Here is a 25,462-nt window from a genome sequence, read left to right on the forward strand (position 1 = left end):
GGGGCTACATCCGCACCGCCGGCGAGTCGACGGCCTCCAGATTGAGCGCGGCGGCGAGCAGGGCGCGGGTGTAGTCCTGCTGCGGCTGCTCGAAGATGCGCTGGGTCGGCCCCTGCTCGACCACCTTGCCGTCCTTCATCACCATGACGTGGCTGGACAGCGCCCGCACCACCCGCAGGTCGTGGCTGATGAACAGGTAGGCGAGGTTGTGGCGGGCCTGGAGGTCGCGCAGCAGGTCGACGATCTGCGCCTGCACCGACATGTCGAGCGCCGAAGTCGGCTCGTCGAGCACGACGAATTTCGGCTTCAGCACCAGGGCACGGGCGATGGCGATGCGCTGGCGCTGGCCGCCGGAGAACTCGTGCGGGTAGCGGTTGCGGGCATCGGGCGGCAGCCCGACCTCCTCCAGGGCGCGGGCGACCATCGCCTCGCGCTCCGCCCGGTCGCCGATGCCGTGGATGCCCAGACCCTCGCCGATGATCTGGCCGATCGACAGGCGGGGCGACAGGCTGCCGTAGGGATCCTGGAAGACGATCTGCATCTCGCGCCGCAGCGGGCGCAGGCGTTTGGGCTGCCAGCCCTGGATGTCGGTGCCGTCGAAGCGGATGGCGCCCTCGCTGGCATGCAGCCGCAGCAGAGCCAGCCCCAGCGTCGTCTTGCCCGACCCCGATTCGCCGACCACCCCGACGGTGTGGCCGCGGCGCACCGCGACGTCGACGCCGTCCACCGCCTTCACATGGCCGACGGTGCGGCGCAGCAGACCCTTCTTGATCGGGAAATGCACCTTCAGCCGGTCGGCGGTCATCACCTCCTCGGCGTCCTCGGGCGGGGCCAGCGGGTTGCCGCGCGGCTCGGCCGACAGCAGCTTGCGGGTGTAGGGGTGGCGGGGCCGGATGAACAGGTCGTCGACCTTGGCCTGCTCGACGATCTCGCCCTGGTTCATCACGCAGACCCGGTCGGCCATCTTGCGCACCACGCCGAGGTCGTGGGTGATCAGCAGCAGCGCCATGCCGAAGCGGCTCTGCAGGTCCTTCAGCAGCGCCAGGATCTGCGCCTGGATGGTGACGTCGAGCGCGGTAGTCGGCTCGTCGGCGATCAGCAGGTCGGGCTCGTTGGCCAGCGCCATGGCGATCATCACCCGCTGGCGCTGGCCGCCCGACAGTTCGTGCGGGTAGGCGGTCAGCCGCTTCTCCGGGTCGGGGATGCCGACGAGGCGCAGCAGCTCCAGCGTGCGGGCGCGGGCGGCGCCGCGCGACAGCCGCTTGTGCAGGACCAGCGTCTCGTTGATCTGCCGCTCGATGCTGTGGAGCGGATTCAGCGAGGTCATCGGCTCCTGGAAGATCATGGCGATGCGGTTGCCGCGCACCCCGCGCAGCACCCTCTCGTCGGCGCCCAGCAGCTCGGTGTCGCGGAAGCGGATCGAGCCGGCGGGATGGTGCGCCATCGGATAGGGCAGCAGTTGCAGGATCGACAGCGCCGTCACCGACTTGCCGGAGCCCGATTCGCCGACGAGCGCCACCGTCTCGCCCTTCTGGATGTCGAAGGACACGCCCTTCACCGCCTGCATGGCGCCGGCGCCCGAACGGAACTCGACGCGCAGGCCGCGCACGGACAGGAGGTCGGGGTTGGGGGGCATCAGGGTCATGGCGGGCTCACGGGCTGTCGGGCCTTCTTCGTTGGCGGAAGGCGCGTGCCGGGTGCCCCCTCCCTAACCCTCCCCCGCCTTTGGCGGTGGAGGGAATTTTCTCCCTCTCCCGCGAAGCGGGGGAGGGCCGGGGAGGGGGCATCCGGCGCCGTCACTCCGCCGCTTCCTTCTTGCTCAGCGCCTCGGCGGCCGATTCGCCGGGGATGGCGCTGGACATCTGGGCGATGGTCTTGCGCGGGTCGAAGGCGTCGCGCACCGCCTCGCCGATGAAGATCAGCAGGCTCAGCATGATCGCCAGCACGAAGAAGGCGGTCAGCCCCAGCCAGGGCGCCTGCAGGTTGGCCTTGCCCTGGGCCAGCAGCTCGCCCAGCGACGGCGAGCCGGGCGGCAGGCCGAAGCCGAGGAAGTCGAGCGCCGTCAGGGTGGTGATCGAGCCGTTGAGGATGAAGGGCAGGAAGGTCAGCGTCGCCACCATGGCGTTGGGCAGGACGTGGCGCACCATGATGGTGACGTCGCCTGCCCCCAGCGCCTTGGCGGCGCGCACGTAGTCGAGGTTGCGCGCCCGCAGGAACTCCGCCCGCACCACATGGACCAGCGCCGTCCAGGAGAACAGCAGCAGCAGCCCCAGCAGCCACCAGAAGGTCGGCGTCACCACGCTGGCCAGGATGATCAGCAGGAACAGGGTCGGCAGGCCCTGCCAGATCTCGATGAAGCGCTGGAACAGCAGGTCGGTCAGCCCGCCGAAATAGCCCTGGACCGCGCCGGCCGCCACGCCGACCACCGAGGAGAAGGCGGTCAGCACCAGCCCGAACAGCACCGAGATGCGGAAGCCGTAGATCAGCCGCGCCACCACGTCGCGGCCCTGGTCGTCGGTGCCGAGCCAGTTGTCGGCCGATGGCGGCGCGGGGGCGGGGACCGGCAGGTTGTAGTTGATGGTGCGGTAGCTGTAGGGGATCGGCGGCCAGACCATCCAGCCCTTGGCGTTGATCAGGTCGCGCACGTAGGGGTCGCGGTAGTCGGTCTCGGTCTCGAACTCGCCGCCGAAGGTCGTCTCGGGATAGGCGTTGAAGACCGGCCAGTAGTAGTGGTTCTCGTACTCGATCACCAGCGGCTTGTCGTTGGCGATGAACTCCGCCCCCAGCGAGACGAAGAACAGCACCAGGAAGATCCAGAAGGACCAGAAGCCGCGGCGGTTCGCCCGGAAGTTGGCCAGCCGGCGCCGGGTCAGCGGCGTCATCACACCCTCCGCGAATCGAAGTCGATGCGGGGATCGACCATCACATAGGTGATGTCGCCGACCAGGTTCATGATCAGCCCCAGCAGCGTGAAGAAGTAGAGGGTGCCGAACATCACCGGGTAGTCGCGGTTGATCGCCGCCTCGAAGCCCAGCAGCCCCAGCCCGTCGAGCGAGAAGATCACCTCGATCAGCAGGGCGCCGGTGAACAGGATGCCGATGAAGGCGCCGGGGAAGCCGGCGATGACGATCAGCATGGCGTTGCGGAAGACGTGGCCGTAGAGCACGCGGTTCTCGCTCAGCCCCTTGGCGCGGGCGGTGACGACATACTGCTTGCCGACCTCCTCCAGGAAGGAGTTCTTGGTCAGCATGGTCAGGCCGGCGAAGCCGCCGATCACCATCGACAGCACCGGCAGCGCCATGTGCCAGAAATAGTCGAGGATCTGCTTGTACCAGGGCAGCGACGACCAGTTGTCCGACACCAGCCCGCGCAGCGGGAACCAGTCGAGGTAGCGGCCGCCGGCGAACACGACGATCAGCAGCACCGCGAACAGGAAGCTGGGGATGGCATAGCCGACGATCACCACGCCGGAGGTCCAGACGTCGAAGGGCTGGCCGTCGCGCACCGCCTTGGCGATGCCCAGCGGGATGGAGACCAGATAGACGATCAGCGTCGTCCAGATGCCGAGCGAGATCGATACCGGCATCTTCTCAAGCACCAGGTCGACGACCCGGCGGTCGCGGAAGTAGCTGGTGCCGAAATCGAACATGACGTAGTTCGACATCATGTGGATGAAGCGTTCGTGCAGCGGCTTGTCGAAGCCGAACTCCTTCTCCAACTGCTTGATGAAGGCAGGGTCGAGGCCCTGGGCGCCGCGGTACTTGCCGCCGCTCTCATTGCCGGCCTGGGCCTGGCGCTGGGCGTTGGCGGCACCGCTGTCGCCGCCGGCGCTGCCGCCGATGCGTGACGTCGCCTCCACCGCGGTGCCCTGGACGCGGGCGATCATCTGCTCGATCGGGCCGCCGGGGGCGATCTGCACGATCAGGAAATTGATCACCATGATCCCGAACAGGGTGGGGATGATCAGCAGCAGGCGGCGGATGATGTAGGCCAGCATCGCGGGTGTCCCGATCCTCCCTGATCCGGTGAAGCGTAAGTCTGGAACCGAAGCTTACTGACCCGTCCGGCGCGGGCTGCCGGCGAGCTTGGCGTCCTTGTCCGCATCGACCCACCAGGTGTCGGAGAAGCCCAGCCCGTATTTTGGAGCAACGGCGGGATGGGAGAAACGGTTCCAATAGGCCACCCGGTAGACGGTGTCGTGCCAGTGCGGGATGACGTACCAGTTCCACAGCAGCACGCGGTCGAGCGCGCGGGTGGCGGCGATCAGCGAGTCGCGGTCGGGCGCGGCGATCAGCGCCTCCACCAGCTTGTCGACCACCGGGTTCTTGATGCCGATGCTGTTGCGGCTGCCCGGCAGGTCGGCACGCGAGGATTCCCAGTAGTCGCGCTGCTCGTTGCCGGGCGACAACGACTGCGGGAAGCGCTCGATGATCATATCGTAATCGAAATTGTCGGTCCGGTTCTGGTACTGCGCGCTGTCGACCACGCGGATCTGCGCCTGGATGCCGGCGCGTTCCAGGTTGCGGACGAAGGGCTGGACGATGCGCTCCATGTCGGCCTGGACCAGCAGGATCTCGAAGCGGAAGGGCTGGCCCTGGCCGTTGACCAGCTTGCCATCCTTCAGGTCCCAGCCGGCCTCCTTCAGCAGGCCGAGCGCCGTGCGCAGGTTGGCGCGGATGTTGCCGCTGCCGTCGGTCTTGGGCGGCTCGTAGGGCTTGGTGAAGACCTCGTCGGGGATCTGGCCGCGGAAGGGCTCCAGCAGCTTCAGTTCGGCGGGCGAGGGCAGGCCGGTGGAGGCCAGCTCGGTGTTGGCGAAGTAGCTCTTGGTGCGCTGGTAGAGACCGTAGGACAGGTTCGCCCGCGTCCATTCATAGTCGAACAGGTTGTTCAGTGCCTCGCGCACCCGGAGATCAGCGAAGATCGGCCGGCGGATGTTGAAGACGAAGGCCTGCATGCCCTGCGGGTCCTGGTGCTTCAGCTCCTCCTTGACGATCTGGCCGCTCTGCACCGCCGGGACGTTGTAGCCGGTGGTCCAGTTCTTCGAGGAGTTCTCCTGCCGGAAATCATAGGCGCCGGCCTTGAACGCCTCGAACGCGACGTCGAGGTCGCGGTAGTAGTCGTAGCGGATGCGGTCGAAATTGTAGCGGCCGCGGTTGATCGGCAGATCCTTGGCCCACCAGTCCTTCACGCGCTCGTAGGTGATGGAGCGGCCGGGCTGCACGTCGACCACCTTGTAGGGGCCGCTGCCGACCATCGGCTCCAGCGTGGTGGCGGCGAAGTCGCGGCCGGCGAAGGCATGCTGCGGCAACACCGGGAGCTGGCCCATGATCACCGGCAGCTCGGGATTGTTGCCGTTCCGGAACGAGAACTTGATGGTGCGCTCCCCGGTCTTCTCCGCCTTCACCACGTCGGCGTAGTAGGTACGGTAGAGTGGATGCCCCTTCTCCTTCAGCGTCTCGAAGCTCCAGATCACGTCGTCGACGGTGACCGGCTTGCCGTCGTGGAAGCGCGCCTGGGGCCGCAGGGTGAAGGACACCCAACTGCGGTCGTCGGCGACCTGGATGCTTTCGGCCAGCAGGCCGTACTCGGTGATCGCCTCGTCGCCGTTGCTGGTGGTCAGCGTCTCGAACGCCAGCCCGGACCCGGCCGCCGCCTGTCCGCGCAGGATGAAGGGGTTGAGGTTGTCATAGCCGCCGAAGGCCATGAGCTTGACCTCGCCCCCCTTCGGCGCCTCGGGGTTCACATAGTCGAGATGCTGGAAGTCGGGGCCGTATTTCGGCGTGCCGTGAAGGGCGATGGCATGGGAGCCGCCGCCCTCCTGCGCCGCCAGCGGCGTGGCCAGCAGAAGCAGGCCGGCCACCGCCGGGATCAGGGCCGCCATCAGGCCGGCGGTCCGGCGTCCGTCTTGCCTCCGCATCCGACTGGTCATTCCCGGTTCATCCCTTGCCGTTCGTTCATTCTGGTTCGGTCTGCCGGAGGTAGCCCGGCATCGGGGCGCGATCAAGGCTGCGCGCCCGCCTTCTTCGCCGCGTCCACCCACCAGGTGGCCGGGAAGTTGGTGCTGCGGTAGTCCTGGTCGTATTTCGGCCAGACCGCGGGGTGGGCCAGCCAGGCCCGGTGGGCGATCCAGTTCTCCGGATTGTACCAGTGCGGCACCATGTAGAAGCCCCACAGCAGCACCCGGTCGAGCGCGCGGGTCGCCGCCTCCACCGCGGGAAGGTCCTTCGCCGCCAGCGCCTTGTCGATCAGCGCGTCGGCCACCGGGTCATGGATGCCGGAATAGTTCGACGATCCCTTGATGCCGGCGGCGGCGGAGCCGAAATAGCCGCGCAGCTCGGTGCCCGGCGGCGTGAAGAAGTTCATGTTGACGATGATCGCGTCGAAGTCGAACTCGTCGGTGCGGGCCTGGAACTGCGCGGTGTCGACGATGCGCAGGGTGGCGTCGATGCCGACCCGGCGCAGCGTCTCGACATAGGGCTGGATGACGCGGGTCAGGGCGCCGGTGCCGTCGAGGAACTCGATCGCCATCCCCTCGCCGGTCTTCACGTTGGTCAGCCTGCCGTTGCGGACCTCCCAGCCGGCCTCCTTGAACAGGCGCGTCGCCTCGCGCACCTGGGCCCGGTTGTTGCCGCTGCCGTCGCCGGCGGGCAGGGTGAAGGGCTGGGTCAGCACGCGCTCGGCCAGGCGGTCGCGGTAGGGCTCCAGCAGCGCCAGCTCGTCCGGGCCGGGCTTCCCCGCCGCACCGAACTCGGAGTTGGGGAAGTTGCTGAGCGTCCGCTTGTACTGGCCGTACAGGATGTTCTTCTGGATCCAGTCGAAGTCGAACAGCAGCGCCAGCGCCTCGCGGACGCGGACGTCGGCGAACTTGTCGCGCCGGGTGTTGAGGCGGAAGCCCTGGGCGCCCAGCGGCAGCTCGCTCGGCACCGCCAGCTTGAGCACGCGTCCGTCCCTGGCCGCGGGGAAATCATAGCCGGTGGTCCAGCGCTGCGCCCGGTACTCGCCGCGGAAATCATAGGCGCCGGCCTTGAAGGCCTCGAACATCACGTCGTCGTCGCGGTAGAAGTCGTCCTTCACCGTGTCGAAATTGTAGAAGCCGCGGGCGGTCGGCAGATCCTTGGCCCACCAGTCCTTCACCCGCTCGTAGGTGATGGAGCGGCCGGGATCGACCGCCGCGATCCGGTAGGGGCCGCTGCCCAGCGGCGCCTCCAGCGTGGTCTTGGAGATGTCGCGGCCCTGGGCGGTCCACCAATGCCTTGGCTGGGGCGCCAGGGTGACGGCGAAGTCGATGATCGGCTTGATCTCGCCGGCGCCGTTCAGGGTGATCCTGACCCGGCGCTCGTCGAGTGCCTCGACCTTGGCGATGCGGTCGAGGAAGGACTTGATGAAGGGGGCGCCGTGGGCCTGGATCGCGTCCCAGGTGAAGACCACGTCCGCGGCGGTGACCGGCACGCCGTCGTGCCAGCGGGCACCCTGGCGCAGCGTGAAGACCGCCCAGCCGTAATCGTCGGCCACCTCGACGCTCTCGGCGAGATGGGCGTAGGCGGCATCCAGTTCCCAGCCCGAGCCGACCATCAGCGTGTCGGAGATCAGCCCCAGCGTGCGCGGCCGCACGCCGCGCAGGATCAGCGTGTTCAGGCTGTCATAGGTGCCGGGCTGCGATTCGGCCAGCGTCACCGTCCCGCCCTTGGGGGCGTCCGGGTTGACGTGGGGGAAGTGGGTGAAGCCCGGCTTGAACTCCGGCTCGCCGAACTGCTTCAGGGCGGTGACCGTCACGCTGGCGAAGGCCGGTCCGGTGACCGTCACGATGGTCGGGGGAGCGGCAAGCGTCAGCAGCGTGGCGGCAACGGCGAGAAGGCGGCGCATCGGCGGTCCTGCGTCGGAGAAGGCTTTCGTTAGATTGCCACAGCCGCGCCGTGGTCAAGCCGGAAACCCCTCATTCCGTGAAGTTTCCGGCACTTCCGGCCTTTTGCGCCCGCCAGTGCTCGGCCATGCGGTCCATGAGCTGGCGGTAGCGGCGGTCGCTCCGCATCAGCCTGCGCACCGCCTTGCCGTGGCGCGGGTCGGCCAGCATCCAGGCCTCCGCCGCCGCCTGGTGTTCGGGATGGATCGACAGCAGGTAGATCGCCGCCTGCTCCGGCGAGGACAGCTCGGTCTCCCCCAGCCCTTCCAGGATGGCGCCGACATAGAGCGGCAGCACCTTGCGGAAATCCTCCGGGCCGCCCGCCTGGTCGGAGTCGTCCACCGGGGCGCCGCTCCCGGAGGCGCCCCCGGCCATCATCGCCTGGCGCTCGGCCGCCGGCAGCGCGAAGAAGGCGTCCAGCCCCAGCAGCAGGTCGCAGATGGTCTTCTTGCGCACCATCCAGTTCGACCCGCCGGCCACCCGCGCCGCCAGCCCCTCCAGGAAGGGCCGCAGGCGCTCCGGCGAGGTTTCGAAGACGGAGCGGGCGGGCGGGGAAACGGCGGTCATTTCGGCTTCCGGTTGAAACGGGTGCGAACGAGACGGATGACGAGGCGGGATCAGCCGGCCAGCACGGCCATGGCTTCCGCGTGGGTGCGCGGATCGCCGGCGGCGATCACCCGGCCCGACGAGCTGGCGTCGAGCGGCTTGCCCTCCCAGTCGGTCATCAGCCCGCCGGCCCCGGTCACCACCGGCACCAGGGCGGCGAAGTCGTAGAGCTTCAGCCCCGATTCGACGACGAGGTCGTAATAGCCCGAGGCCAGCAGCCCGTAGGTGTAGCAGTCGCCGCCATAGGCCGAGGTCTTCACCTGACCGGCCAGCCGGCGGTAGGCGTCGTAGTCGCCGCCGGGGAACAGGTCGGGGGAGGTGGTGCCGAACATCGCCGCCCCCAGCCCGCCCGGACAGGGGCGCACGCGCACCGGCTGGCCGTTGTGGGTGGTCGGCCGGCCCTCGACGCCGACCCAGCGGTCGCCGACGATCGGCTGGTCGATGATGCCCAGCACCGGGCGGCCGTGGTGCAGCAGCGCGATCAGCGTGCCGAAGATCGGCCGGCCGGCGATGAAGGATTTGGTGCCGTCGATCGGGTCGATCACCCACACCCATTCGGCATCCAGGTTCTTGGTGCCGTGCTCCTCGCCGTAGATGCCGTCGTCGGGGCGCCGGCTCTCGATCAGCGTGCGGATCATGTGCTCGGCCTCGCGGTCGGCGACGGTGACCGGCGAGTGGTCGGCCTTGTCGTCGATGGCCACGGGGGTGCGGAAATAACGCCGGACGACGCTGGCCCCGGAGTCGGCCAACCGCTGGGCGAGCGCCACCATCGGGGCGGGGCAGGGTTCGGTCATGGTCGCTCCTTGGTCATGGGGGCCGGTATGGCTGCCGCATCCTAACGGCGCAGGTCCCGCCCGGAAACCCGAAAGCACCCGGCCTGGACATCAGGCGGATGCGGCGGGACTTTCCGGCCGGCGCGGCTTGTGGCAGCCTTTGCTCCACCATGATGAACCGACCCAACATCTATGCCGCCACCCCGCTCGACCGCGCGTCGCTCCGCCGCAAGGACGAGGACTGGCTGACGCAGGCCTGGCTGGCACCGTCGGCCCGCGTCCTTCCGGTCTGGCAGAGCCGGAACCTCGTCTCCGGGCCGCCGGAGGCGCCGCGTGCCGTCATGCTGGCCGGCGAGGGGCTGGAGGCGGTACCGATCTTCCTCGGCCTGATGGACGGCACCCCGATCTTCGCCCTCGACCTGTCGATGGTCGAGGCGCCGGAGTCGCTGCCGGCGCTTCGGGAGCCGATGCAGGGCGGCGCCCGGTTCGAGGATCTGCGCAGCACCGGCCCGCAGATGCCGGAGGGCGAGGCGGCGCTGTGCGCCTACGCCCGCGGCATGGTCTGGTGGAACGCCCGCCACCGCTTCTGCGGCGTCTGCGGCTCCCCCGCGGCGTCGGCCGAGGGCGGGCATGTGCGGATCTGCACCAACCCGGACTGCGCAACCCACCATTTCCCGCGCACCGACCCGGCGGTGATCATGCTGGTGCATGACGGCGGCGACCGGGTGGTGCTGGGCCGCCAGGCCCGCTTCGCCCCCGGCATGCATTCGGTGCTGGCCGGCTTCCTCGAACCGGGCGAGAGCCTGGAGGACACGGTGGCCCGCGAGGTGTTCGAGGAGGTCGGGCTGACCGTGACCGACATCCGCTACCGCTCGTCGCAGCCCTGGCCCTTCCCGTCCTCGCTGATGCTGGGCTTCACTGCGCGCGCCACCAGCTTCGACATCGACACCGGCAGCGACGAGCTGGAAAGCGCCGCCTGGTTCGACCGCGCCTTCCTGCGCGACCATGTCCCGGACGAGACCTTCCGCTTTCCCCGCTCCGACTCGATCGCCCACCGCCTGATCAGCGAGTGGCTCGACGAAGGGTGAGCCGTCCCCGGCGCAGCCGGCGTCAGTCCTCGCCCACCCGCTGGCTTTCCTGGTAGCGGAAGGGGTTGGCGGGATAGACGCCGAGGATCTTCACCTCGTGGGCGAAGAAGTCCAGCTCCTCCAGGGCGAGGCGCAGGGGGCGCTCGTCGGGGTGGCCCTCGACGTCGGCATAGAACTGGGTCTGGGTGAAGCGGCCGCCGACCATGTAGCTTTCCAGCTTGGTCATGTTGACGCCGTTGGTGGCGAAGCCGCCCAGCGCCTTGTAGAGCGCCGCCGGCACGCTGCGGACGCGGAACACGAAGGTCGTGATGGTCTTGCAGGACCCCAGCGCCGGCAGCTTCGGCTCGCGCGCCAGGATCAGGAAGCGGGTCGTGTTGTGCTCGGCGTCCTCGATGCCGCTCTTCAGGGTGTCGAGTCCGTAGATCTCGGCGGCCAGGGAGGAGGCGATGGCGGCGTGCTGCGGGTCGTTCAGCGCCGCGATCTCCTTCGCGGCCCCGGCGGTGTCGGCATGGTTGATCGTCTGCAGGCCCAGGCCGCGGATCGCGGTCTGGCACTGGGACAGCGCCTGGATGTGGCTGCGCACCGTCTTCAGCCCCTCCAGCGTGGCGCCCCGCGGCGCCAGGAGCTGGTGGTTCACCCGCTGGAAATGCTCGCCGATGATGTGCAGCCGGCCTTCCGGCAGCAGATAGTGGTTGTCGGCGACCCGGCCGGCGATGGAGTTCTCCACCGGGATCATCGCCAGCGACGCCCGCCCGTCGCGCACGGCGGCGAAGGCGTCCTCGAAGGTCGCGCAGGGCATCGTCGTCATGGTCGGCCGGGCGTTGCGGCAGGCCAGGTCGGAATAGGCGCCGGGGAAACCCTGGAAGGCGATGATGTTGGCGGTGGCCATTGACGGGGATCCTTCGGCGACTGGGCGAAGCGGAAGCTGCGGTCGGCCGGCCTTGGGGCCGGCGTGGTTGGCCGGCCTCGCGGCCGGCGTGGTGCGGTCAGCCGGCCTTGCCGGCGAGCAGGGCGCGGGCGCGCTCCAGGTCGGCCGGAGTATCGACACCCAGCGGAACCGCGTCAACGACCGCCGCGTCGATTCGCATGCCGTTGGCCAGCGCGCGGAGCTGCTCCAGCTTCTCGCGCTGCTCCAGCACCGCGGGCGGCAGAGCCACGAAGCGCTCCAGCGCCGCCCGGCGGTAGGCGTACAGCCCGATGTGGTGGTAGAGCGGGCCGTCCCCGTGCGGGGCGGTGGTGCGGGTGAAGTAGAGCGCGCGGCCCCGGGCGGCGCCGGGCGGCAGTTCCAGCACCGCCTTGACCACGTTGGGGTCGGTCCGTTCCTCCTCCCGCGTGATCTCCACCACCAGGGTGGCGATGTCGACCGACGGGTCCTCCAGCGGGGCGAAGGCGGCGCGCACCGCCTCCGGCTCCACCGTCGGCAGGTCGCCCTGGACGTTGACCACGGCGTCGTGCCGGCCCTCGGGGTCGACCAGCCGCAGCGCCTCGAAGATGCGGTCGGAGCCCGACGGGTGGTCGGGGCGGGTCAGCACCGCGGTGCCGCCGGCCGCCTCCACCGCGCGGGCGATCTCCGGCTCGGCGCAGGCGACGACCACCGGGCCGATGGCCGCCTCCTGGGCGCGGCGCATCACATGGACGATCATCGGCGCCCCCAGGATGTCGGCCAGCGGCTTGCCCGGCAGGCGGGTGGAGGCCATCCGGGCCGGGATCACCACGATCGGGTTGGCGGGGCGGGCGGCGGCAGTCGTCATGGCAAGGGCTCCGATGGGCCACGAGCGTGGCGTTTCGCGGGATTGCGGGGGTGAACCATGGGCGGCCACACGCCGTCAAGGGGGGCCGTCGCATGCTCCGCCCCTGGCCGCCGGCAGCCGGTGGAGCGCCCCGCCGCCGGGGCGGCCGGCCTGTTGCGGTGCAGCGTGCCTCGCAAGCAATTTAAGAGGCTGATGACTGCGGCAAATTTGTATGCGACCTTTTTTCGCGGTCCGGCGGGCTATGACCCGTCGGGACCGCAGGCTATGGTGGCCGCGGCGCCTGGAGCCGCGGGCGGGGGAAACGCCGAGTGCACTGAAATTAGGGAACAAGGGGCTCATCAATGAGCATGGAGTGGAACAAGATTTTCGGCGCCGTGCTGCTGGCCGGGCTGATCGCCATGTTGACGGGTTTCGCGGCCAAGGTGCTGGTCCATTCGAAGCCGCTGGAAAAAAGCGTCTATGCCATCGCCGCACCCGAGGGGTCGGGAGCCCCGGCGGGCAAGGCGGCGGAGCCGACCGGCCCGGCACCGATCGCTCCCCTGCTCGCCGCCGCCGATCCGGCCGCCGGCCAGAAGGTCGCCAAGGCCTGCGCCGCCTGCCACAGCTTCGACAAGGGCGGCGCCGCCAAGGTCGGCCCTAACCTGTACGGCATCATCGGTGGGCCGAAGGGCCACATGCAGGGCTTCGCCTATTCCGACGCCTTGGTGAAGACCGGCGGGACCTGGACCTACGACGAGCTGAACAAGTTCCTCTACAACCCGAAGGACTATGCGCCGGGCACCAAGATGACCTTCGCCGGCCTGAAGAAGGATGACGAGCGGGCGGCGGTCATCGCCTACCTGCGATCGCTGGCCGACAGCCCGCAGCCGCTGCCGCAATAACGGTCCCGGCAACCTACCCGGACCGCGCATGCGGAAAGCCCCGCCTTCGCTGGAAGGCGGGGCTTTTCGTTGTGGGATGAGCGTTACGGTCGTTCCGGGGGCGGACGGTCAGCGCCGCAGCCCGCAGGCGATCTCCAGATAGTCGGGTTCGTTCTCCGCCGTCAGCCAGCCGTGGCGGATCAGGAAGTCGGTCACCACGAGGTTCACGTTGAACTTCCAGTCGTCCGTGCCCCGTACCGACGCGGCGACCCTGTCCAGCGGCCACAGCTCGAACGACTCCACCTCCCCGTCGGTGTTGACCGGCGTGATGCCGGCCGGCAGTTCCAGGTCGTAGACGAACAGGCGGTCGCGCTTCAGCCCGACCGCGGTTTCCAGGCTGTAGCTGATGGCGCCGACCGGCTTGGCCAGTCGCGCGGTGGCGGCGTCGAGGCCGGCCTCTTCCGCCGCCTCCTTCTCCAGGTTCTCGGCCAGCGACAGGCCGATGGGCTGGCCGCCGGCGACCATGTTGTCGAGCAGGCCCGGCGCCACGTCGCGGTCGCCGGCCCGGCGGCCGATCCAGAGCGACAGGCCGTCATCCCCGCGGACATAGCCGTTGACGTGCAGGCCGAAGGCTTCGATGCCGAAGGCGGCGACCGCTGCACGGTCGAGCCGGGCGAGCGGCTCCGCTCCCCAGCGCGGCAGCACCGGATAATACTCCCCGCGCAGCGCCTTCACCGTGCCGCGTTCCACCAGATAGGCGGCGGCATGGTCGAGCAGGGTGGATCGCGCCTCGAAATCCCTGATCTCGGCGGCGATCCCGACCCGGTCGGCGGTGACGACGAAGCCGGGATCCACGCCGGGCAGCGCCTCGGCCAGCTCATGGCGCACCCAGCCGACGAAGTGGCCGTCCAGCTCGAATCGGCGGAAGCCGGACAGGTCATGCGCGTTGCACGCGCGGATATGATCGAGGAAGCTCATGCCTCCATCTAAGCTGCGCCGCGTTCCCGGCGCAACCGCCCATCCAGGGCATGGCCCCCTCCGCACCGGGCATCTTGTGTCCCCTCGGTTGCCTGCATACACCCGCACACCGGGACATCACCACGGACGGCGTGAAAGGCGGAGCCATGGAGTCGGCGGGGATCGGGCAGGGGATGGTGCAGGGGCAGGGGCAGGGGATGGGGATGGGGCAGGAGGCGGTGGTCTTCGGCGTCCTGTCCGTCCTTGTCGTCGAGGACGACCCCTTCACCCGCATGGTGCTGGCCAAGATGCTCGGCGGGCTCGGCGTCGGGACGGTGATCCAGGCCGCCGACGGCGAGACGGCGCTGGCCGCCGTCGCCGACCGGACGCCCGACGTCATCCTGTGCGATGTCGAGATGCAGCCGCTGGACGGCTTCGGGTTCGTCCGTGCCTTGCGCGCCGGCACCCCGTCCGGCCGGGACCGGCCGCCCGTCGTCTTCATGAGCGGTCGCGTGGACCAGGAGCGGCGCGATTCGGCCGGGGCGGTCGGCGTCGACGCGCTGTTGGCCAAGCCGGTCGCGCCGGCGGCCCTGCGTGGGGTTCTGGCCGCCTGCCTCAAGGCGGAGAGCGTGGTCGCGCCGCATTGAGGCGGCTGGGGCGGCGACCGGGGCGGCGACCGGGAAAGGCGGGCTCCGGACCGGGGCAGCCGGGATGCCCGGTGCCGCCCGATACCCGACCGCGCGCAGGCGCGCGCCTCAGGCTTCCGCCCAAAAAGATTTCCCGCCCTGTGGGAGAGGAAGCAAGGGCTTGAATTCACTGCATAAACGAATGGGACTCGCCGTCCGTGCCGAACCGGTGCCGAACCCTTACCCAATTTCCGCCTTGTTGATGGAGACGATTGGGACGCAACATGATCTCTAAGAGGTGTTGCGGCGCCCGCCGCGGCGAGGTGTTGCGACCCCCGCCGCGAGCGACGGCAACGGCCCCTGCGAGATTTTGTTAAGGTTTGAAGTCCAGCATCGACGATAAGATCCAGCGCCGTGCTTCGTCGAGGCGGCGCGCAAGTCTCTGGAGGGCGATGGCGTGATCAAGGGCGCCCAGTCGAACCGTACCGGGCAACATACCCTGACTGGAGGGGCCACCCGTTCGGCCGCCGGTCCCACGCCGTCCACCCTTGGCACCGCAAGCCTCTCCCGTCCGTACCTTCCGCAAGCGCGGGATGCATCGGCGCGCTCGCCGCGCCAGCTCCTGCCAAGGGGCCTAGACCCTATGGCAAAGGGCGACCCCACCGCGGGCTTTCAGGCTATGGAGCCTGAGTGCCTGGAAAGCTCAAGGTGGGGCATTACATTCAAAAATGACTTGTTCGGGAGACGGAGCGTCACAGGACGTACGGCCCCCGGCCTCTGCAGGACCGTTCCTTACACCAGACCGCTGGCTTCTACCGCTGAGCGGGGGTGTGGCGGGACCACCGGTTCCGTTCCATCCCTTGGAGTGCCCCATGGATCGCGGCATGCGCCGCGCGCCGCCGCCGGATAGACCGGCAGCGGCCTCCGGCGCATCGGACCAGATAAGACGGAGCGACGAATGTTCCCGGCCGACGAACTGTTCACGCGCTACACGCAGACGTACGAGACCCGCCGCGAAACCGAGATGTCCCTGATGGACTATCTCCAACTGTGCCGCGACGACCCCATGGCCTTCGCTTCGGCCGCCGAGCGCATCCTGGCCGCCATCGGCGAGCCGGAGGTGGTCGATACGGCCCGCGACCCGCGCCTGGGCCGCATCTTCATGAACCGGACGATCAAGGTCTATCCGGCCTTCTCCGAGTTCTACGGCATGGAGGAGACGATCGAGCGGATCGTCGGCTTCTTCCGCCATGCCGCCCAGGGGCTGGAGGAGCGCAAGCAGATCCTCTACCTGCTGGGACCGGTCGGCGGCGGCAAGTCCTCGCTCGCCGAGCGGCTGAAGTCGCTGGTGGAGAAGTGCCCGATCTACGTCCTCAAGGCCGGCAAGGAGATCAGCCCGACCTTCGAGAGCCCGCTCGGCCTGTTCAACCCCGACGAGATTGGCGACGAGCTGGAGGAGCGCTTCGGCATTCCCAAGCGCCGCCTGACCGGGCTGATGAGCCCGTGGGCGGTGAAGCGCCTCGACGAGTTCGGCGGCGACATCACCCGCTTCAAGGTGGTGAAGCTGCACCCGAGCAAGCTGCGCCAGATCGGCGTCACCAAGACCGAGCCGGGCGACGAGAACAACCAGGACATCTCGTCGCTGGTCGGCAAGGTCGACATCCGCAAGCTGGAGATCTACAGCCAGAACGATCCCGACGCCTACAGCTTCTCCGGCGGCCTGAACCGGGCGACCCAGGGCATGCTCGAATTTGTCGAGATGTTCAAGGCGCCGATCAAGATGCTGCATCCCCTGCTGACCGCGACGCAGGAGGGCAACTATGTCGGCTCGGAGAACATCGGCGCCATCCCCTTCCAGGGCGTGATCCTGGCCCACTCCAACGAGGCGGAGTGGCAGACCTTCAAGAACAACAAGAACAACGAAGCCTTCATCGACCGCATCTGCGTGATCAAGGTCCCCTACTGCCTGCGCGTGGCGGAGGAGCAGAAGATCTACGAGAAGCTGGTCCGCGGCTCCGACCTGGCCACCGCCCCCTGCGCGCCGGCGACGCTGGAGATGCTGGCCCGCTTCTCGGTGCTGTCGCGCCTGCGCGAGCACCCCAACAGCAGCTTCTACAGCAAGATGCGGGTCTATGACGGCGAGAGCGTCAAGGAGACCGACCCCAAGGCCAAGTCGATGCAGGAGTACAAGGACCAGGGCGGCGTCGACGAGGGCATGGGCGGCATCTCCACCCGCTTCGCCTTCAAGGTGCTGGCCTCGACCTTCAACTACGACTCGACCGAGATCGCGGCCGACCCGGTGCACCTGATGTATGTGCTGGAGCAGGCGATCAAGCGCGAGCAGTTCCCGGAAGAGACGGAGAAGAAGTACGTCGAGTTCATCAAGGCCGAACTCGCCCCGCGCTATGCCGAGTTCATCGGCAACGAGATCCAGAAGGCCTACCTGGAATCCTACTCCGATTACGGCCAGAACCTGTTCGACCGCTACGTCGACTACGCCGACGCCTGGATCGAGGACCAGGACTTCAAGGATCCCGACACCGGCCAACTGATGAACCGCGAGCTGCTGAACCAGGAGCTGACGAAGATCGAGAAGCCGGCGGGCATCGCCAACCCGAAGGACTTCCGCAACGAGGTGGTGAAGTTCGCCCTGCGCGCCCGTGCCGCCAACGCCGGCCGCAACCCGTCCTGGACCTCCTACGAGAAGATCCGCGAGGTGATCGAGAAGCGGATGTTCAGCCAGGTCGAGGATCTGCTGCCGGTGATCAGCTTCGGCTCGAAGAAGGACGGCGAGACCGAGAAGAAGCACACCGAGTTCGTCTCGCGCATGATGTCGCGCGGCTACACCGAGCGGCAGGTCCGCCGGCTGGTCGAGTGGTACATGCGGGTCAAGCAGGCGGGCTGAGGCCGGCGGGCTGATTGGCAGGCAGACCGACGAGGCACGGAATTGCCGCGGGGCAGGGTGTTGCAACGCCCCGCGGCGATCCCACTGTCATAGGAAGCTGTCAAAGTCTGAAGGCCGCGTGACGAAACGGGTGGGAGGGCCAGCCCCTTGATGAACATCATCGACCGTCGCCTGAACCCGCAGGGCAAGAGCCTGGCCAACCGCCAGCGCTTCCTTCGCCGCGCCAAGGAACAGGTGGTCAAGGCGGTCCGCGACGCCTCGGGCAAACGGGGCATCCAGGATATCGAGAACGGCGAGAAGGTGACGATCGCCGCCGGCGGGGTGCGCGAGCCTTCCTTCCACCGCGCGTCCCAGGGCGGGGTGCGCGACTATGTCGTGCCCGGCAACAAGGAGTATGTGGAAGGCGACACCATCCAGCGCCCGGACGGCGGCGGCGGCGGTCGCGGCAGCGAGGGCAGCGCCGACGGCGAGGGCGAGGACGAGTTCCGCTTCGTCCTGTCGCGCGACGAGTTCCTCGACATCTTCCTGGAGGATCTGGAGCTTCCCGATCTGGTGAAGCAGAAGGTCAAGCAGTCGGAATCGCACACGCTGACGCGGGCCGGCTATTCGGTGTCGGGGTCGCCCGCCAACCTGAACCTGGTCCGCACCATGCGGAACAGCCTGTCGCGCCGCATCGCGCTGAAGCGCCCCAAGCGCGACGAGATCCGCGAGATGGAGGAGCTGCTCCGCGAGGCGGAGGAATCGGGCGAGGACGCCGAGCAGATCCAGGCGCTGCGCGAGCAGCTCGAACGCATCGTCCTGCGCTCCAAGCGCATCCCCTTCATCGACCCGATCGACGTCCGCTACAACCGCTTCGAGACGGTGCCGAAGCCGATCGCCCAGGCGGTGATGTTCTGCCTGATGGACGTGTCCGGCTCGATGACCGAGCACATGAAGGACCTGGCGAAGCGCTTCTTCATGCTGCTCTACCTGTTCCTGAAGCGGCGCTACCGCTCGGTCGACATCGTCTTCATCCGCCACACCCACGAGGCCAAGGAGGTCGACGAGGAAACCTTCTTCTACTCCACCGAGACCGGCGGCACCGTGGTGTCGACGGCGCTGGAGGAGATGCAGAAGGTGGTGCAGGAGCGCTACCCGCACAACGAGTGGAACATCTATGCCGCCCAGGCGTCGGACGGCGACAACATGTCCTCGGACAACGCCAAGTCGGCGGCCTTGCTGCGCGACGCCATCCTGCCGATGTGCCAGTACTTCGCCTACATCGAGGTGGCGGCCGAGCACAACATGGGGCTGTCGGCGCTGGGGCGCGAGACCGAGCTTTGGCGCACCTACAAGCAGGTGCAGAGCCCGGAGCGCCCGCTGGCGATGCGCCGCGTCCGGTCCCGCCGGGAGATCTTCCCGGTCTTCCGCGAGCTGTTCGCCCGCGAGAAGGCGGGGGCTTGATCTCCCTCTCCCGTCCCGGGAGAGGGCGTGGAGCCGACGGCCGTAAGCCGGACGAGCGCCGAAAGGCGATCGTAGGCGGAATGCAGTCGCGAGGCTTGCGAGCGACTTCGGGGCCCATGCGCAGCATGGGAAGGGTGAGGGGTGATCCAAGGAACCATGCGCTTCTGGCCCTTTGGATCACCCCTCACCCTCCCGCCTGCGGCGGGCCCCTTCCTCTCCCGGGGCGGGAGAGGGGAGTTTTTGAATTCCTTCCATGAATGGAAGGCAGGGGGAGATCGAGAATGACCGCTGTGATCACCAGGCCCGAGGCGCTGCTGTACGACGGCGTCGAATGGGATTACGACAAGATCAAGCGCGTCTATGACGCCGTCGAGCACATCGCGCTGAAGGAGATGGGCCTCGACGTCTATCCCAACCAGATCGAGGTCATCACGGCCGAGCAGATGCTCGACGCCTATTCCTCCATCGGCATGCCGCTGATGTACAAGCACTGGTCCTTCGGCAAGCATTTCGCCCGTGACGAGATGATGTACCGCAAGGGCTATCGCGGCCTCGCCTACGAGATCGTCATCAACTCCAGTCCCTGCATCAGCTACATCATGGAAGAGAACACCATGACGATGCAGACGCTGGTGATCGCCCACGCCGCCTTCGGCCACAACCACTTCTTCAAGAACAACCAGCTTTTCCAGCAGTGGACCGACGCCGAAGGTATCCTCGATTATCTGGAATTCGCCAAGACCTACATCTCCCACTGCGAGGAGCGCTACGGCCATGCCGCGGTGGAGCGGGTGCTGGATGCCGCCCACGCGCTGATGAGCCAGGGGGTGCACAAGTACCCGAAGAAGCGCTCCGACCTGCGCACCGAGCAGCGGCGCGAGCGCGAGCGGCAGGAATACCAGGACCAGACCTTCAACGACCTGTGGCGCACGGTGCCCAAGCCGGCCGCCGGCCAGCGGCCTTCCAAGTCGGTGTCGGAGCGCAAGAAGCTGCTCGGCCTGCCTGAGGAGAACATCCTCTATTTCCTGGAGAAGAAGGCGCCGCGGCTGGAGCACTGGCAGCGCGAGCTCCTGCGCATCGTCCGCCACATCTCGCAGTATTTCTATCCGCAGAAGCAGACCAAGGTGATGAACGAGGGCTGCGCCACCTACGTCCATTACCAGATCATGAGCCGCCTGCATGAGACCGGCCAGATCAGCGAGGGCGCCTTCCTGGAGTTCCTGCACTCGCACACGTCGGTGGTGTTCCAGCCGGAATTCGACGACAAGCGTTTCTCCGGCCTGAACCCCTATGCGCTGGGCTTCGCGATGATGCAGGACATCGCCCGCATCGCGGAGACGCCGACCGACGAGGACCGCCAGTGGTTCCCCGACCTCGCCGGGCGCGGCGACGGCATGGCGGCGGTCCGCGAGGCCTGGGCCAACTTCCGCGACGAGAGCTTCGTGCTGCAGTATCTCAGCCCGCACCTGATGCGGAAGCTGAAGCTGTTCAGCGTGCGCGACGATGCGGAGGACCCCTATCTGCTGGTCGATCACATCCACAACGAGCGGGGCTATCGCGACATCCGCAAGAAGCTGGCCCGCCAGTACGACCTCGGCTACCTGGAGCCGGACATCCAGATCGTCGACGTCGACCTCGCCGGCGACCGCAAGCTGATCCTGCAGCACCGCGTCACCAACGGGGTGCTGCTCGACGAAGGCGACGCCAAGGCGGTCTTGCGCCACATTGCCAACCTCTGGGGCTACGAGGTGCAGCTCATCGAGGTGTCGGCGATCTCCGAGGCGATCCTGAAGGAGCACGCGGTCACCGCGCCCAGCGGGATCGGCGTGGTCTAGAGCGTGATCGTTTCAAGCGGTATCGCTTGAAACGCGACTCACACGGGAACCAAAAGCTTAGGGTCTGTCGGGTGCTTCAATAAGCACCAGACAGACCCTAAGCAGGTTTTCCGACCTCCGCCCACACTCCGCCCATACAAAGGGGGCGGGCTCGGTCACCGCTCCGGTTCGGGCCTGATGCCGGCCTCCTTCATGGCGTGCATCAGGTCCAGCACCACGGTGCTGATGTCGGGAAAGGACAGCGCCACCGCACGCCGGTCGGGATCCAGGCGGACGACATGGGCGACTTGCCGCCCGCCGGACCCCGGTGCCTCCGGACACTGCAGGTCCAGCCGCAGCCGGTCGCCGACGGCGTGCGGAAGCTCGCCCGGCGGCACCGCGACCAGCAGGCCGCGGGTCGACCAGTTGAGGGTCGTGCAACTCCGCCCGTCCGCCTCGACCGCCAGCGGCGGGTCGACGTAGCGGATGGCGCGGCGGCGCTCGACGCCGTTCGGCGGTCTGGCGCCGGCGGCATCCCGGTCCAGCCTGCGCTTGGCCGCTTGCTTGGTGCGGTCGTCCACCCCGTCCCTGCTGGTCAGCAGCACCGCCTGCACACGCCGCTCGACCCCATGGCGGAACTCGTCGTCGGCACCGAAGCGCAGCGCCTTGGCGAACCGCTCCTTCGCCTGGGTGAGCAGGGCGTTGCGTCCCTTGTCGTCGCCGCGGTGGCCGCAGCGTTCGGCCTGCACCAGCAGCGTATCGACGCTGCGCTGGTAGGCGCCGCGCTGGATGGCGCGGCCGGTCTCACGGAACTCGGCGGCGCGCAGGCTGGGGAACTCGCGGGCTTTCAGTTGTGCGGCCAATCCGTCCGCCAGGGCGTCGACGCGGGCCGGATCACCGGTTTCCGCCTCCCGCCGCATCTGGCGCACCGTCTCTTCCGCCTTGCGGAGACACTGGTCCTCGAGCTTCCGGCGCTGGCCGGCATCGATCACGGGCATGGCGACGCCTCCCGCAGTGGCACATCCAGCAGCATACAGCAGACACCCGTATCCCGATAGCGGCGCCGGCCCCGCACCCCTCCGGCTGCTGCGGTCCCAGGGTGCGCCATCTTGTCCGTCTTCCGGTTGGCGATCCGGACCGCGAGCGTGGTTAACGGTGGAACTGCGGCCGGCCCCGCTGGGAGAAGACCCGATTTCCTCCCTGCTCAAAGGCTGCCATCTGATCGGGGGAGCCGGGTGGTCGATGATTGGGGCGAGAGAGCAATGGATAGCGGATTTGAGACGGTGGTGGCCGCGCTTGCCGGCCTGCTGGAGGAGGAGAGCGACAGCCCGGCACCGGCCGGGACGGCACTGGTCGCCGTCATCCGCGGAGCGGGGGCTGCGGCGGCACCGGTGCACAGCTTCACCCTGCACCGTGGCAAGGGGACCGGCGGGAATGGCGCAGGCGGGTTGCCGGTCCCCGTCCACCGCCGCGCCCCCGTCCACCGGCGCGCCCTCGTCTACAGCCTGACCAAGACCATCCTGGCCGCCGCCGCCCTGCGGCTCGCGGCCCGCGGCGTGGTGGACCTGGACGGGCCGGCGGAGCGATGGCTGCCGGAACTGGCCGGGCGCGCCGTCCGCGCCAGCGTGGCGGATCTGCTCGCCCACCGTGCCGGTTTGCCCGATTACGGCGGCCGGGCCGACTACCACGCGGCGGTCGCCGGCGGCGGCGACCCCTGGAGCGGCGACGAGTTCCTGGCGCGTTGCGGGGTCGACGGCCCGCCGGCCGGAACCTTCGCCTATTCCAACATCGGCTACCTGCTGGTCGGCCGGCTGCTGGAGCGGGCGGGCGACGCCCCGCTGGCGGACATGCTGGCACGGGAGGTGTTCCACCCGCTCGGGCTGGCGAGTGCGGCGCTCCTGTCGACCCGTGCCGGGCTGGAGGGGTTGTTCTTCGGTCCTGGCCAACCCTTCGGCACGGCGGCGGTCGCGGAGCGCTATCACCCGGGCTGGGTTTCCCATGGCGTGGTGGCGATGGAGGATGCCGATGCCGCACGCTTCCTCCATGGCCTGTCCGTGCATGGTGCCGGACGGTGGGGACATGAGCCGGATGGTGCCTATCTGCCCGAAGCGCTGCTGCGGCGGATGCGCGACGGGCTGCCGGTCGGCGGCCCGATGGCCGGGCGGCCCTGGGTCGAGCCGTCATACGGGCTGGGGATGATGGTGGAGCGTGATCCCGCCGCCGGTCCCTATTGGGGGCACACCGGCGGCGGGCCGGGGGTGACGCCGGCCGCCTACCATGCACCGGGACCGGTCCCCGTCTCCGTCGCGGTCTTCCTCGATGGCGAGGATGGGGCGCTCGCCGAATGGATGGCGGTGGAGGTGCTGCACCGGCTGCGCAAGGCGGCCTGATCGCGGGGCGGGTCCGGGCGGCGGCCGGTCCCGGGCCGCCGGCGAACCCATGCCTGTCAAACTATGCTTGTCCACTGCCCGCGCATGCCCATCTCCACCTCAGGCGACCGATCGCGCTTCGGCAACCAGCGGTTCCGGAGCCGGGATCGTCGACCGGACGCCGGCACGGCATCCGGAAAAGAAGAAACAGAGGGGAGGAAGACCTTCATGGGAGATGCCGCCCATACCGCGCCCGCCTATCCCTGGCTGGCCTCCTATCCACCCGGAGTCGATTGGGCGATGCAGATCCCGGTCCGTCCGCTGACCGCCCTGCTGGACGAGGCGGTGGCGGCCAACGGCGACCGGACCTGCCTGAACTTCCTCGGCAAGCGCACCAGCTATCGCGAGGTGGGGCGGCTGGTCGATGCCGCTGCCCATGGTTTCCAGCAGCTCGGGGTGGGGAAGGGGAGCCGGGTCGGTCTGTTCCTGCCCAACACGCCCTACTACGTCATCTGCTTCTTCGCCATCCTGAAGGCCGGCGGCACGGTGGTGAACTTCAACCCGCTCTATGCCGAACGCGAACTGGTCCATCAGATCGGCGACAGCGACATCGACCTGATGGTCACGCTCGACCTGAAGCTGCTTTACGGCAAGATGGCGCGGATGCTGGCGGAGACCGGGCTCAAGCGGCTGGTGGTCTGCAGCATGGCCGACATCCTGCCCTTTCCGAAGAACTGGCTGTTTCCCATCGCGAAGAGGGCGGAGATCGCGGCGATCCCGCGTGACGACCGGCACATTCCCTTCGCCCGGCTGATCGCCGGCGGCGCCCGGCCGGAGCCGGTCGCCATCGATGCCCGCGAGGACGTGGCGGTGCTGCAATACACCGGCGGCACCACGGGCGTGCCCAAGGGCGCCATGCTGACCCACGCCAACCTCCATGCCAACACGATCCAGTGCGCGACCTGGTACGCGGCGAAGGAGCGCCGGCCGGGCGAAGGGGCTGCGGATGGTCCGGGCGACGGGCAGGAGCGCATGCTCGGCGTGCTGCCGCTGTTCCATGTCTTCGCCATGACCGCCGTGATGAATTTCGGCCTGCATCTGGGGGCGGAGATCGTCCTGCTGCCGCGCTTCGAGCTGGAGCAGGTGATGCGCACGCTGCAGAAGGAGCGGATCACCCTGTTCCCCGCCGTGCCGACCATCTACACCGCGATCAACCACCATAAACGCCTGAAGGACTTCGACCTGTCCTCCATCCGCTTCTGCATGTCGGGCGGGGCGCCGCTTCCCCTGGAGGTGAAGGAGGCGTTCGAGCGCACGACCGGCTGCACGCTGGTGGAGGGCTACGGCCTCTCCGAAAGCTCTCCCGTCGCGACCGTGAACCCGGTGGTGCTCCATGCGGACAAGAAGGGCTCGATCGGCCTGCCGCTGCCCGGCACCGTCATCGAGATCGTCAGCCTGGAGGAGCCGCGCCGTGTCCTGGCCCCCGGCGAGAAGGGGGAGGTCTGCATCCGCGGGCCGCAGGTGATGAAGGGCTATTGGCGCCGCCCGGCCGAGACGGCGCAGACGCTGGTCGATGGCCGGCTGCACACCGGCGACGTCGGGGTGATGGACGAGGACGGCTACACCACCATCGTCGACCGCATCAAGGACATGATCCTGTGCAGCGGCTTCAACGTCTATCCGCGCAACGTCGAGGAGGCGATCTACCTGCACCCGGCGGTCGCCGAGTGCGTGGTGGCCGGCCTGCCCGACGAGTATCGCGGGCAGACGGTGAAGGCCTATGTGCGGCTTAGCGAGGGGCAGAGCTTGACCGCCGAGGAACTCACCGCATTTCTGAAGGACAAGCTGTCGCCCATCGAGATGCCGAAGGTCGTGGAATTCCGCGCGGAGCTGCCCAAGACGATGATCGGGAAACTGTCCCGCAAGGCGCTGGTCGACGAGGAGGAGCGCAAGAGGACCGCGGCCGTCCAGCAGGCCGTGGTCCGGGATGGCGCCCAGGGTTCTGGCCGAGATTCTGGCCGGGAGTCCGGCCGGGGGGCCGCATGACCGCCGTTGCCCCGCGCAAGGTGGTCCGTGCCCGCATCCTCGGCAAGGTCCAGGGGGTCTGGTATCGCGGCTGGACCGTCGATACCGCGACGCGGCTGGGCCTGACCGGCTGGGTGCGCAACCGCTCCGACGGCACGGTGGAGGCGCTGTTCGCCGGCCCTGCCGCGGCGGTGGACCACATGCTGGACGCCTGCCGCCGCGGCCCGTCGGCGGCGATCGTCCGCGACGTGGTGGCCGAACCCGAGCAGGATCCCCGTCTTGCCGATTTCAGGCAGTTGCCGAGCCAGTGACCCGGCCGTTCCTGGCGCCGGATGCGCGGGATTA

At 68.5% G+C, this 25,462-nt stretch carries 20 protein-coding genes; 9 read left to right on the forward strand and 11 right to left on the reverse strand.

The genetic code is table 11. From position 1 onward, the window contains the following. Window positions 1-4: 4 nt before the first annotated feature. From J2850_RS13620 to hisN, 7 genes are all read right to left on the reverse strand, one after another. Window positions 5-1,645, reverse strand: a complete 1,641-nt coding sequence (locus J2850_RS13620; RefSeq protein ID WP_209982457.1) for an ABC transporter ATP-binding protein — start codon at window positions 1,643-1,645, stop codon at window positions 5-7. A 151-nt stretch (window positions 1,646-1,796) separates the two neighbouring features. Next, window positions 1,797-2,882, reverse strand: coding sequence for an ABC transporter permease (locus tag J2850_RS13625; RefSeq protein ID WP_209982459.1), 1,086 nt, complete (start codon window positions 2,880-2,882; stop codon window positions 1,797-1,799). Further along, a complete protein-coding gene (locus J2850_RS13630; protein ID WP_209982463.1) occupies window positions 2,882-3,997 on the reverse strand; it encodes a microcin C ABC transporter permease YejB in 1,116 nt (371 codons plus the stop codon). The genes J2850_RS13625 and J2850_RS13630 overlap by 1 nt, the downstream gene beginning before the upstream one ends. A 54-nt stretch (window positions 3,998-4,051) precedes the next feature. Further along, window positions 4,052-5,881: an extracellular solute-binding protein gene (locus J2850_RS13635; protein WP_209982465.1), complete on the reverse strand. Its 1,830-nt coding sequence runs from the start codon at window positions 5,879-5,881 to the stop codon at window positions 4,052-4,054. A 119-nt stretch (window positions 5,882-6,000) separates the two neighbouring features. Beyond that, on the reverse strand, window positions 6,001-7,863 hold the full coding sequence (locus J2850_RS13640; protein WP_209982467.1) for an extracellular solute-binding protein: 1,863 nt from the start codon (window positions 7,861-7,863) through the stop codon (window positions 6,001-6,003). 70 nt (window positions 7,864-7,933) lie between these two features. After that, window positions 7,934-8,467 carry a hypothetical protein gene (locus tag J2850_RS13645; RefSeq protein ID WP_209982469.1) on the reverse strand — a complete coding sequence of 178 codons (534 nt, stop codon included), beginning with the start codon at window positions 8,465-8,467 and terminating at the stop codon, window positions 7,934-7,936. Between the two features lie 50 nt (window positions 8,468-8,517). After that, on the reverse strand, window positions 8,518-9,300 hold the full coding sequence (hisN, locus tag J2850_RS13650) for a histidinol-phosphatase (protein ID WP_209982470.1): 783 nt from the start codon (window positions 9,298-9,300) through the stop codon (window positions 8,518-8,520). A gap of 149 nt (window positions 9,301-9,449) precedes the next feature. Here hisN and nudC point away from each other — a divergent pair, with 149 nt between their 5' ends. Further along, complete coding sequence (nudC, locus tag J2850_RS13655; protein ID WP_209982472.1) at window positions 9,450-10,367, forward strand: NAD(+) diphosphatase; 918 nt, start codon at window positions 9,450-9,452, stop codon at window positions 10,365-10,367. 22 nt (window positions 10,368-10,389) lie between these two features. Here nudC and J2850_RS13660 read toward each other — a convergent pair whose 3' ends face one another. Together J2850_RS13660 and J2850_RS13665 are read right to left on the reverse strand one after the other, a co-directional pair. Next, window positions 10,390-11,256: a prephenate dehydratase gene (locus tag J2850_RS13660; protein ID WP_209982474.1), complete on the reverse strand. Its 867-nt coding sequence runs from the start codon at window positions 11,254-11,256 to the stop codon at window positions 10,390-10,392. A gap of 97 nt (window positions 11,257-11,353) precedes the next feature. Beyond that, window positions 11,354-12,118, reverse strand: coding sequence for a 3-deoxy-manno-octulosonate cytidylyltransferase (locus J2850_RS13665; protein WP_209982476.1), 765 nt, complete (start codon window positions 12,116-12,118; stop codon window positions 11,354-11,356). A 341-nt stretch (window positions 12,119-12,459) separates the two neighbouring features. On the opposite strand from J2850_RS13665, the gene J2850_RS13670 reads away from it, so the two are divergent. Continuing rightward, window positions 12,460-12,999 (forward strand): c-type cytochrome, encoded by a 540-nt coding sequence (locus J2850_RS13670; RefSeq protein ID WP_209982477.1) that lies wholly within the window; start codon window positions 12,460-12,462, stop codon window positions 12,997-12,999. A 108-nt stretch (window positions 13,000-13,107) separates the two neighbouring features. Here J2850_RS13670 and J2850_RS13675 read toward each other — a convergent pair whose 3' ends face one another. After that, entirely contained in the window at window positions 13,108-13,956 is an 849-nt protein-coding gene (locus J2850_RS13675; RefSeq protein ID WP_209982479.1) for an NUDIX hydrolase, read from the reverse strand. A 146-nt stretch (window positions 13,957-14,102) separates the two neighbouring features. Here J2850_RS13675 and J2850_RS13680 point away from each other — a divergent pair, with 146 nt between their 5' ends. The 4 genes from J2850_RS13680 (at window position 14,103) to J2850_RS13695 (ending at window position 20,744) form a co-directional block, all read left to right on the forward strand. Continuing rightward, window positions 14,103-14,582 (forward strand): response regulator, encoded by a 480-nt coding sequence (locus J2850_RS13680; RefSeq protein WP_246513046.1) that lies wholly within the window; start codon window positions 14,103-14,105, stop codon window positions 14,580-14,582. Between the two features lie 937 nt (window positions 14,583-15,519). Continuing rightward, on the forward strand, window positions 15,520-17,466 hold the full coding sequence (locus J2850_RS13685) for a PrkA family serine protein kinase (protein WP_209982481.1): 1,947 nt from the start codon (window positions 15,520-15,522) through the stop codon (window positions 17,464-17,466). A gap of 150 nt (window positions 17,467-17,616) precedes the next feature. Next, window positions 17,617-18,909, forward strand: a complete 1,293-nt coding sequence (locus J2850_RS13690; RefSeq protein ID WP_209982483.1) for a YeaH/YhbH family protein — start codon at window positions 17,617-17,619, stop codon at window positions 18,907-18,909. Between the two features lie 281 nt (window positions 18,910-19,190). Further along, window positions 19,191-20,744, forward strand: a complete 1,554-nt coding sequence (locus J2850_RS13695; RefSeq protein ID WP_209982485.1) for a SpoVR family protein — start codon at window positions 19,191-19,193, stop codon at window positions 20,742-20,744. A gap of 155 nt (window positions 20,745-20,899) precedes the next feature. Here the strand turns inward: J2850_RS13695 and J2850_RS13700 are convergent, their stop codons facing one another. After that, a complete protein-coding gene (locus J2850_RS13700) occupies window positions 20,900-21,721 on the reverse strand; it encodes a hypothetical protein (protein WP_209982487.1) in 822 nt (273 codons plus the stop codon). Between the two features lie 264 nt (window positions 21,722-21,985). Between J2850_RS13700 and J2850_RS13705 the strand changes: the two genes are divergently transcribed. The 3 genes from J2850_RS13705 (at window position 21,986) to J2850_RS13715 (ending at window position 25,428) form a co-directional block, all read left to right on the forward strand. Further along, a complete protein-coding gene (locus tag J2850_RS13705) occupies window positions 21,986-23,113 on the forward strand; it encodes a serine hydrolase domain-containing protein (protein WP_246513047.1) in 1,128 nt (375 codons plus the stop codon). 207 nt (window positions 23,114-23,320) lie between these two features. After that, window positions 23,321-25,138, forward strand: coding sequence for a long-chain-fatty-acid--CoA ligase (locus tag J2850_RS13710; protein WP_246513048.1), 1,818 nt, complete (start codon window positions 23,321-23,323; stop codon window positions 25,136-25,138). Beyond that, a complete protein-coding gene (locus J2850_RS13715) occupies window positions 25,135-25,428 on the forward strand; it encodes an acylphosphatase (protein ID WP_209982489.1) in 294 nt (97 codons plus the stop codon). The genes J2850_RS13710 and J2850_RS13715 overlap by 4 nt, the downstream gene beginning before the upstream one ends. The last annotated feature ends 34 nt before the right edge of the window (window positions 25,429-25,462 follow it).

It is taken from the genome of Azospirillum picis, from assembly GCF_017876115.1.
In the GTDB taxonomy this organism is placed as follows: Bacteria; Pseudomonadota; Alphaproteobacteria; order Azospirillales; family Azospirillaceae; genus Azospirillum; species Azospirillum picis.

Excerpts from the sequence above, each read along its gene's own strand:
- J2850_RS13620 (WP_209982457.1), bottom strand. The coding sequence starts at position 1,645 with ATGACCCTGATGCCCCCCAACCCCGACCTCCTGTCCGTGCGCGGCCTG.
- J2850_RS13625 (WP_209982459.1), bottom strand. The coding sequence starts at position 2,882 with ATGACGCCGCTGACCCGGCGCCGGCTGGCCAACTTCCGGGCGAACCGC.
- J2850_RS13630 (WP_209982463.1), bottom strand. The coding sequence starts at position 3,997 with ATGCTGGCCTACATCATCCGCCGCCTGCTGCTGATCATCCCCACCCTG.
- J2850_RS13635 (WP_209982465.1), bottom strand. The coding sequence starts at position 5,881 with ATGGCGGCCCTGATCCCGGCGGTGGCCGGCCTGCTTCTGCTGGCCACG.
- J2850_RS13640 (WP_209982467.1), bottom strand. The coding sequence starts at position 7,863 with ATGCGCCGCCTTCTCGCCGTTGCCGCCACGCTGCTGACGCTTGCCGCT.
- J2850_RS13645 (WP_209982469.1), bottom strand. The coding sequence starts at position 8,467 with ATGACCGCCGTTTCCCCGCCCGCCCGCTCCGTCTTCGAAACCTCGCCG.
- hisN (WP_209982470.1), bottom strand. The coding sequence starts at position 9,300 with ATGACCGAACCCTGCCCCGCCCCGATGGTGGCGCTCGCCCAGCGGTTG.
- nudC (WP_209982472.1), top strand. The coding sequence starts at position 9,450 with ATGATGAACCGACCCAACATCTATGCCGCCACCCCGCTCGACCGCGCG.
- J2850_RS13660 (WP_209982474.1), bottom strand. The coding sequence starts at position 11,256 with ATGGCCACCGCCAACATCATCGCCTTCCAGGGTTTCCCCGGCGCCTAT.
- J2850_RS13665 (WP_209982476.1), bottom strand. The coding sequence starts at position 12,118 with ATGACGACTGCCGCCGCCCGCCCCGCCAACCCGATCGTGGTGATCCCG.
- J2850_RS13670 (WP_209982477.1), top strand. The coding sequence starts at position 12,460 with ATGAGCATGGAGTGGAACAAGATTTTCGGCGCCGTGCTGCTGGCCGGG.
- J2850_RS13675 (WP_209982479.1), bottom strand. The coding sequence starts at position 13,956 with ATGAGCTTCCTCGATCATATCCGCGCGTGCAACGCGCATGACCTGTCC.
- J2850_RS13680 (WP_246513046.1), top strand. The coding sequence starts at position 14,103 with ATGGAGTCGGCGGGGATCGGGCAGGGGATGGTGCAGGGGCAGGGGCAG.
- J2850_RS13685 (WP_209982481.1), top strand. The coding sequence starts at position 15,520 with ATGTTCCCGGCCGACGAACTGTTCACGCGCTACACGCAGACGTACGAG.
- J2850_RS13690 (WP_209982483.1), top strand. The coding sequence starts at position 17,617 with ATGAACATCATCGACCGTCGCCTGAACCCGCAGGGCAAGAGCCTGGCC.
- J2850_RS13695 (WP_209982485.1), top strand. The coding sequence starts at position 19,191 with ATGACCGCTGTGATCACCAGGCCCGAGGCGCTGCTGTACGACGGCGTC.
- J2850_RS13700 (WP_209982487.1), bottom strand. The coding sequence starts at position 21,721 with ATGCCCGTGATCGATGCCGGCCAGCGCCGGAAGCTCGAGGACCAGTGT.
- J2850_RS13705 (WP_246513047.1), top strand. The coding sequence starts at position 21,986 with ATGGATAGCGGATTTGAGACGGTGGTGGCCGCGCTTGCCGGCCTGCTG.
- J2850_RS13710 (WP_246513048.1), top strand. The coding sequence starts at position 23,321 with ATGGGAGATGCCGCCCATACCGCGCCCGCCTATCCCTGGCTGGCCTCC.
- J2850_RS13715 (WP_209982489.1), top strand. The coding sequence starts at position 25,135 with ATGACCGCCGTTGCCCCGCGCAAGGTGGTCCGTGCCCGCATCCTCGGC.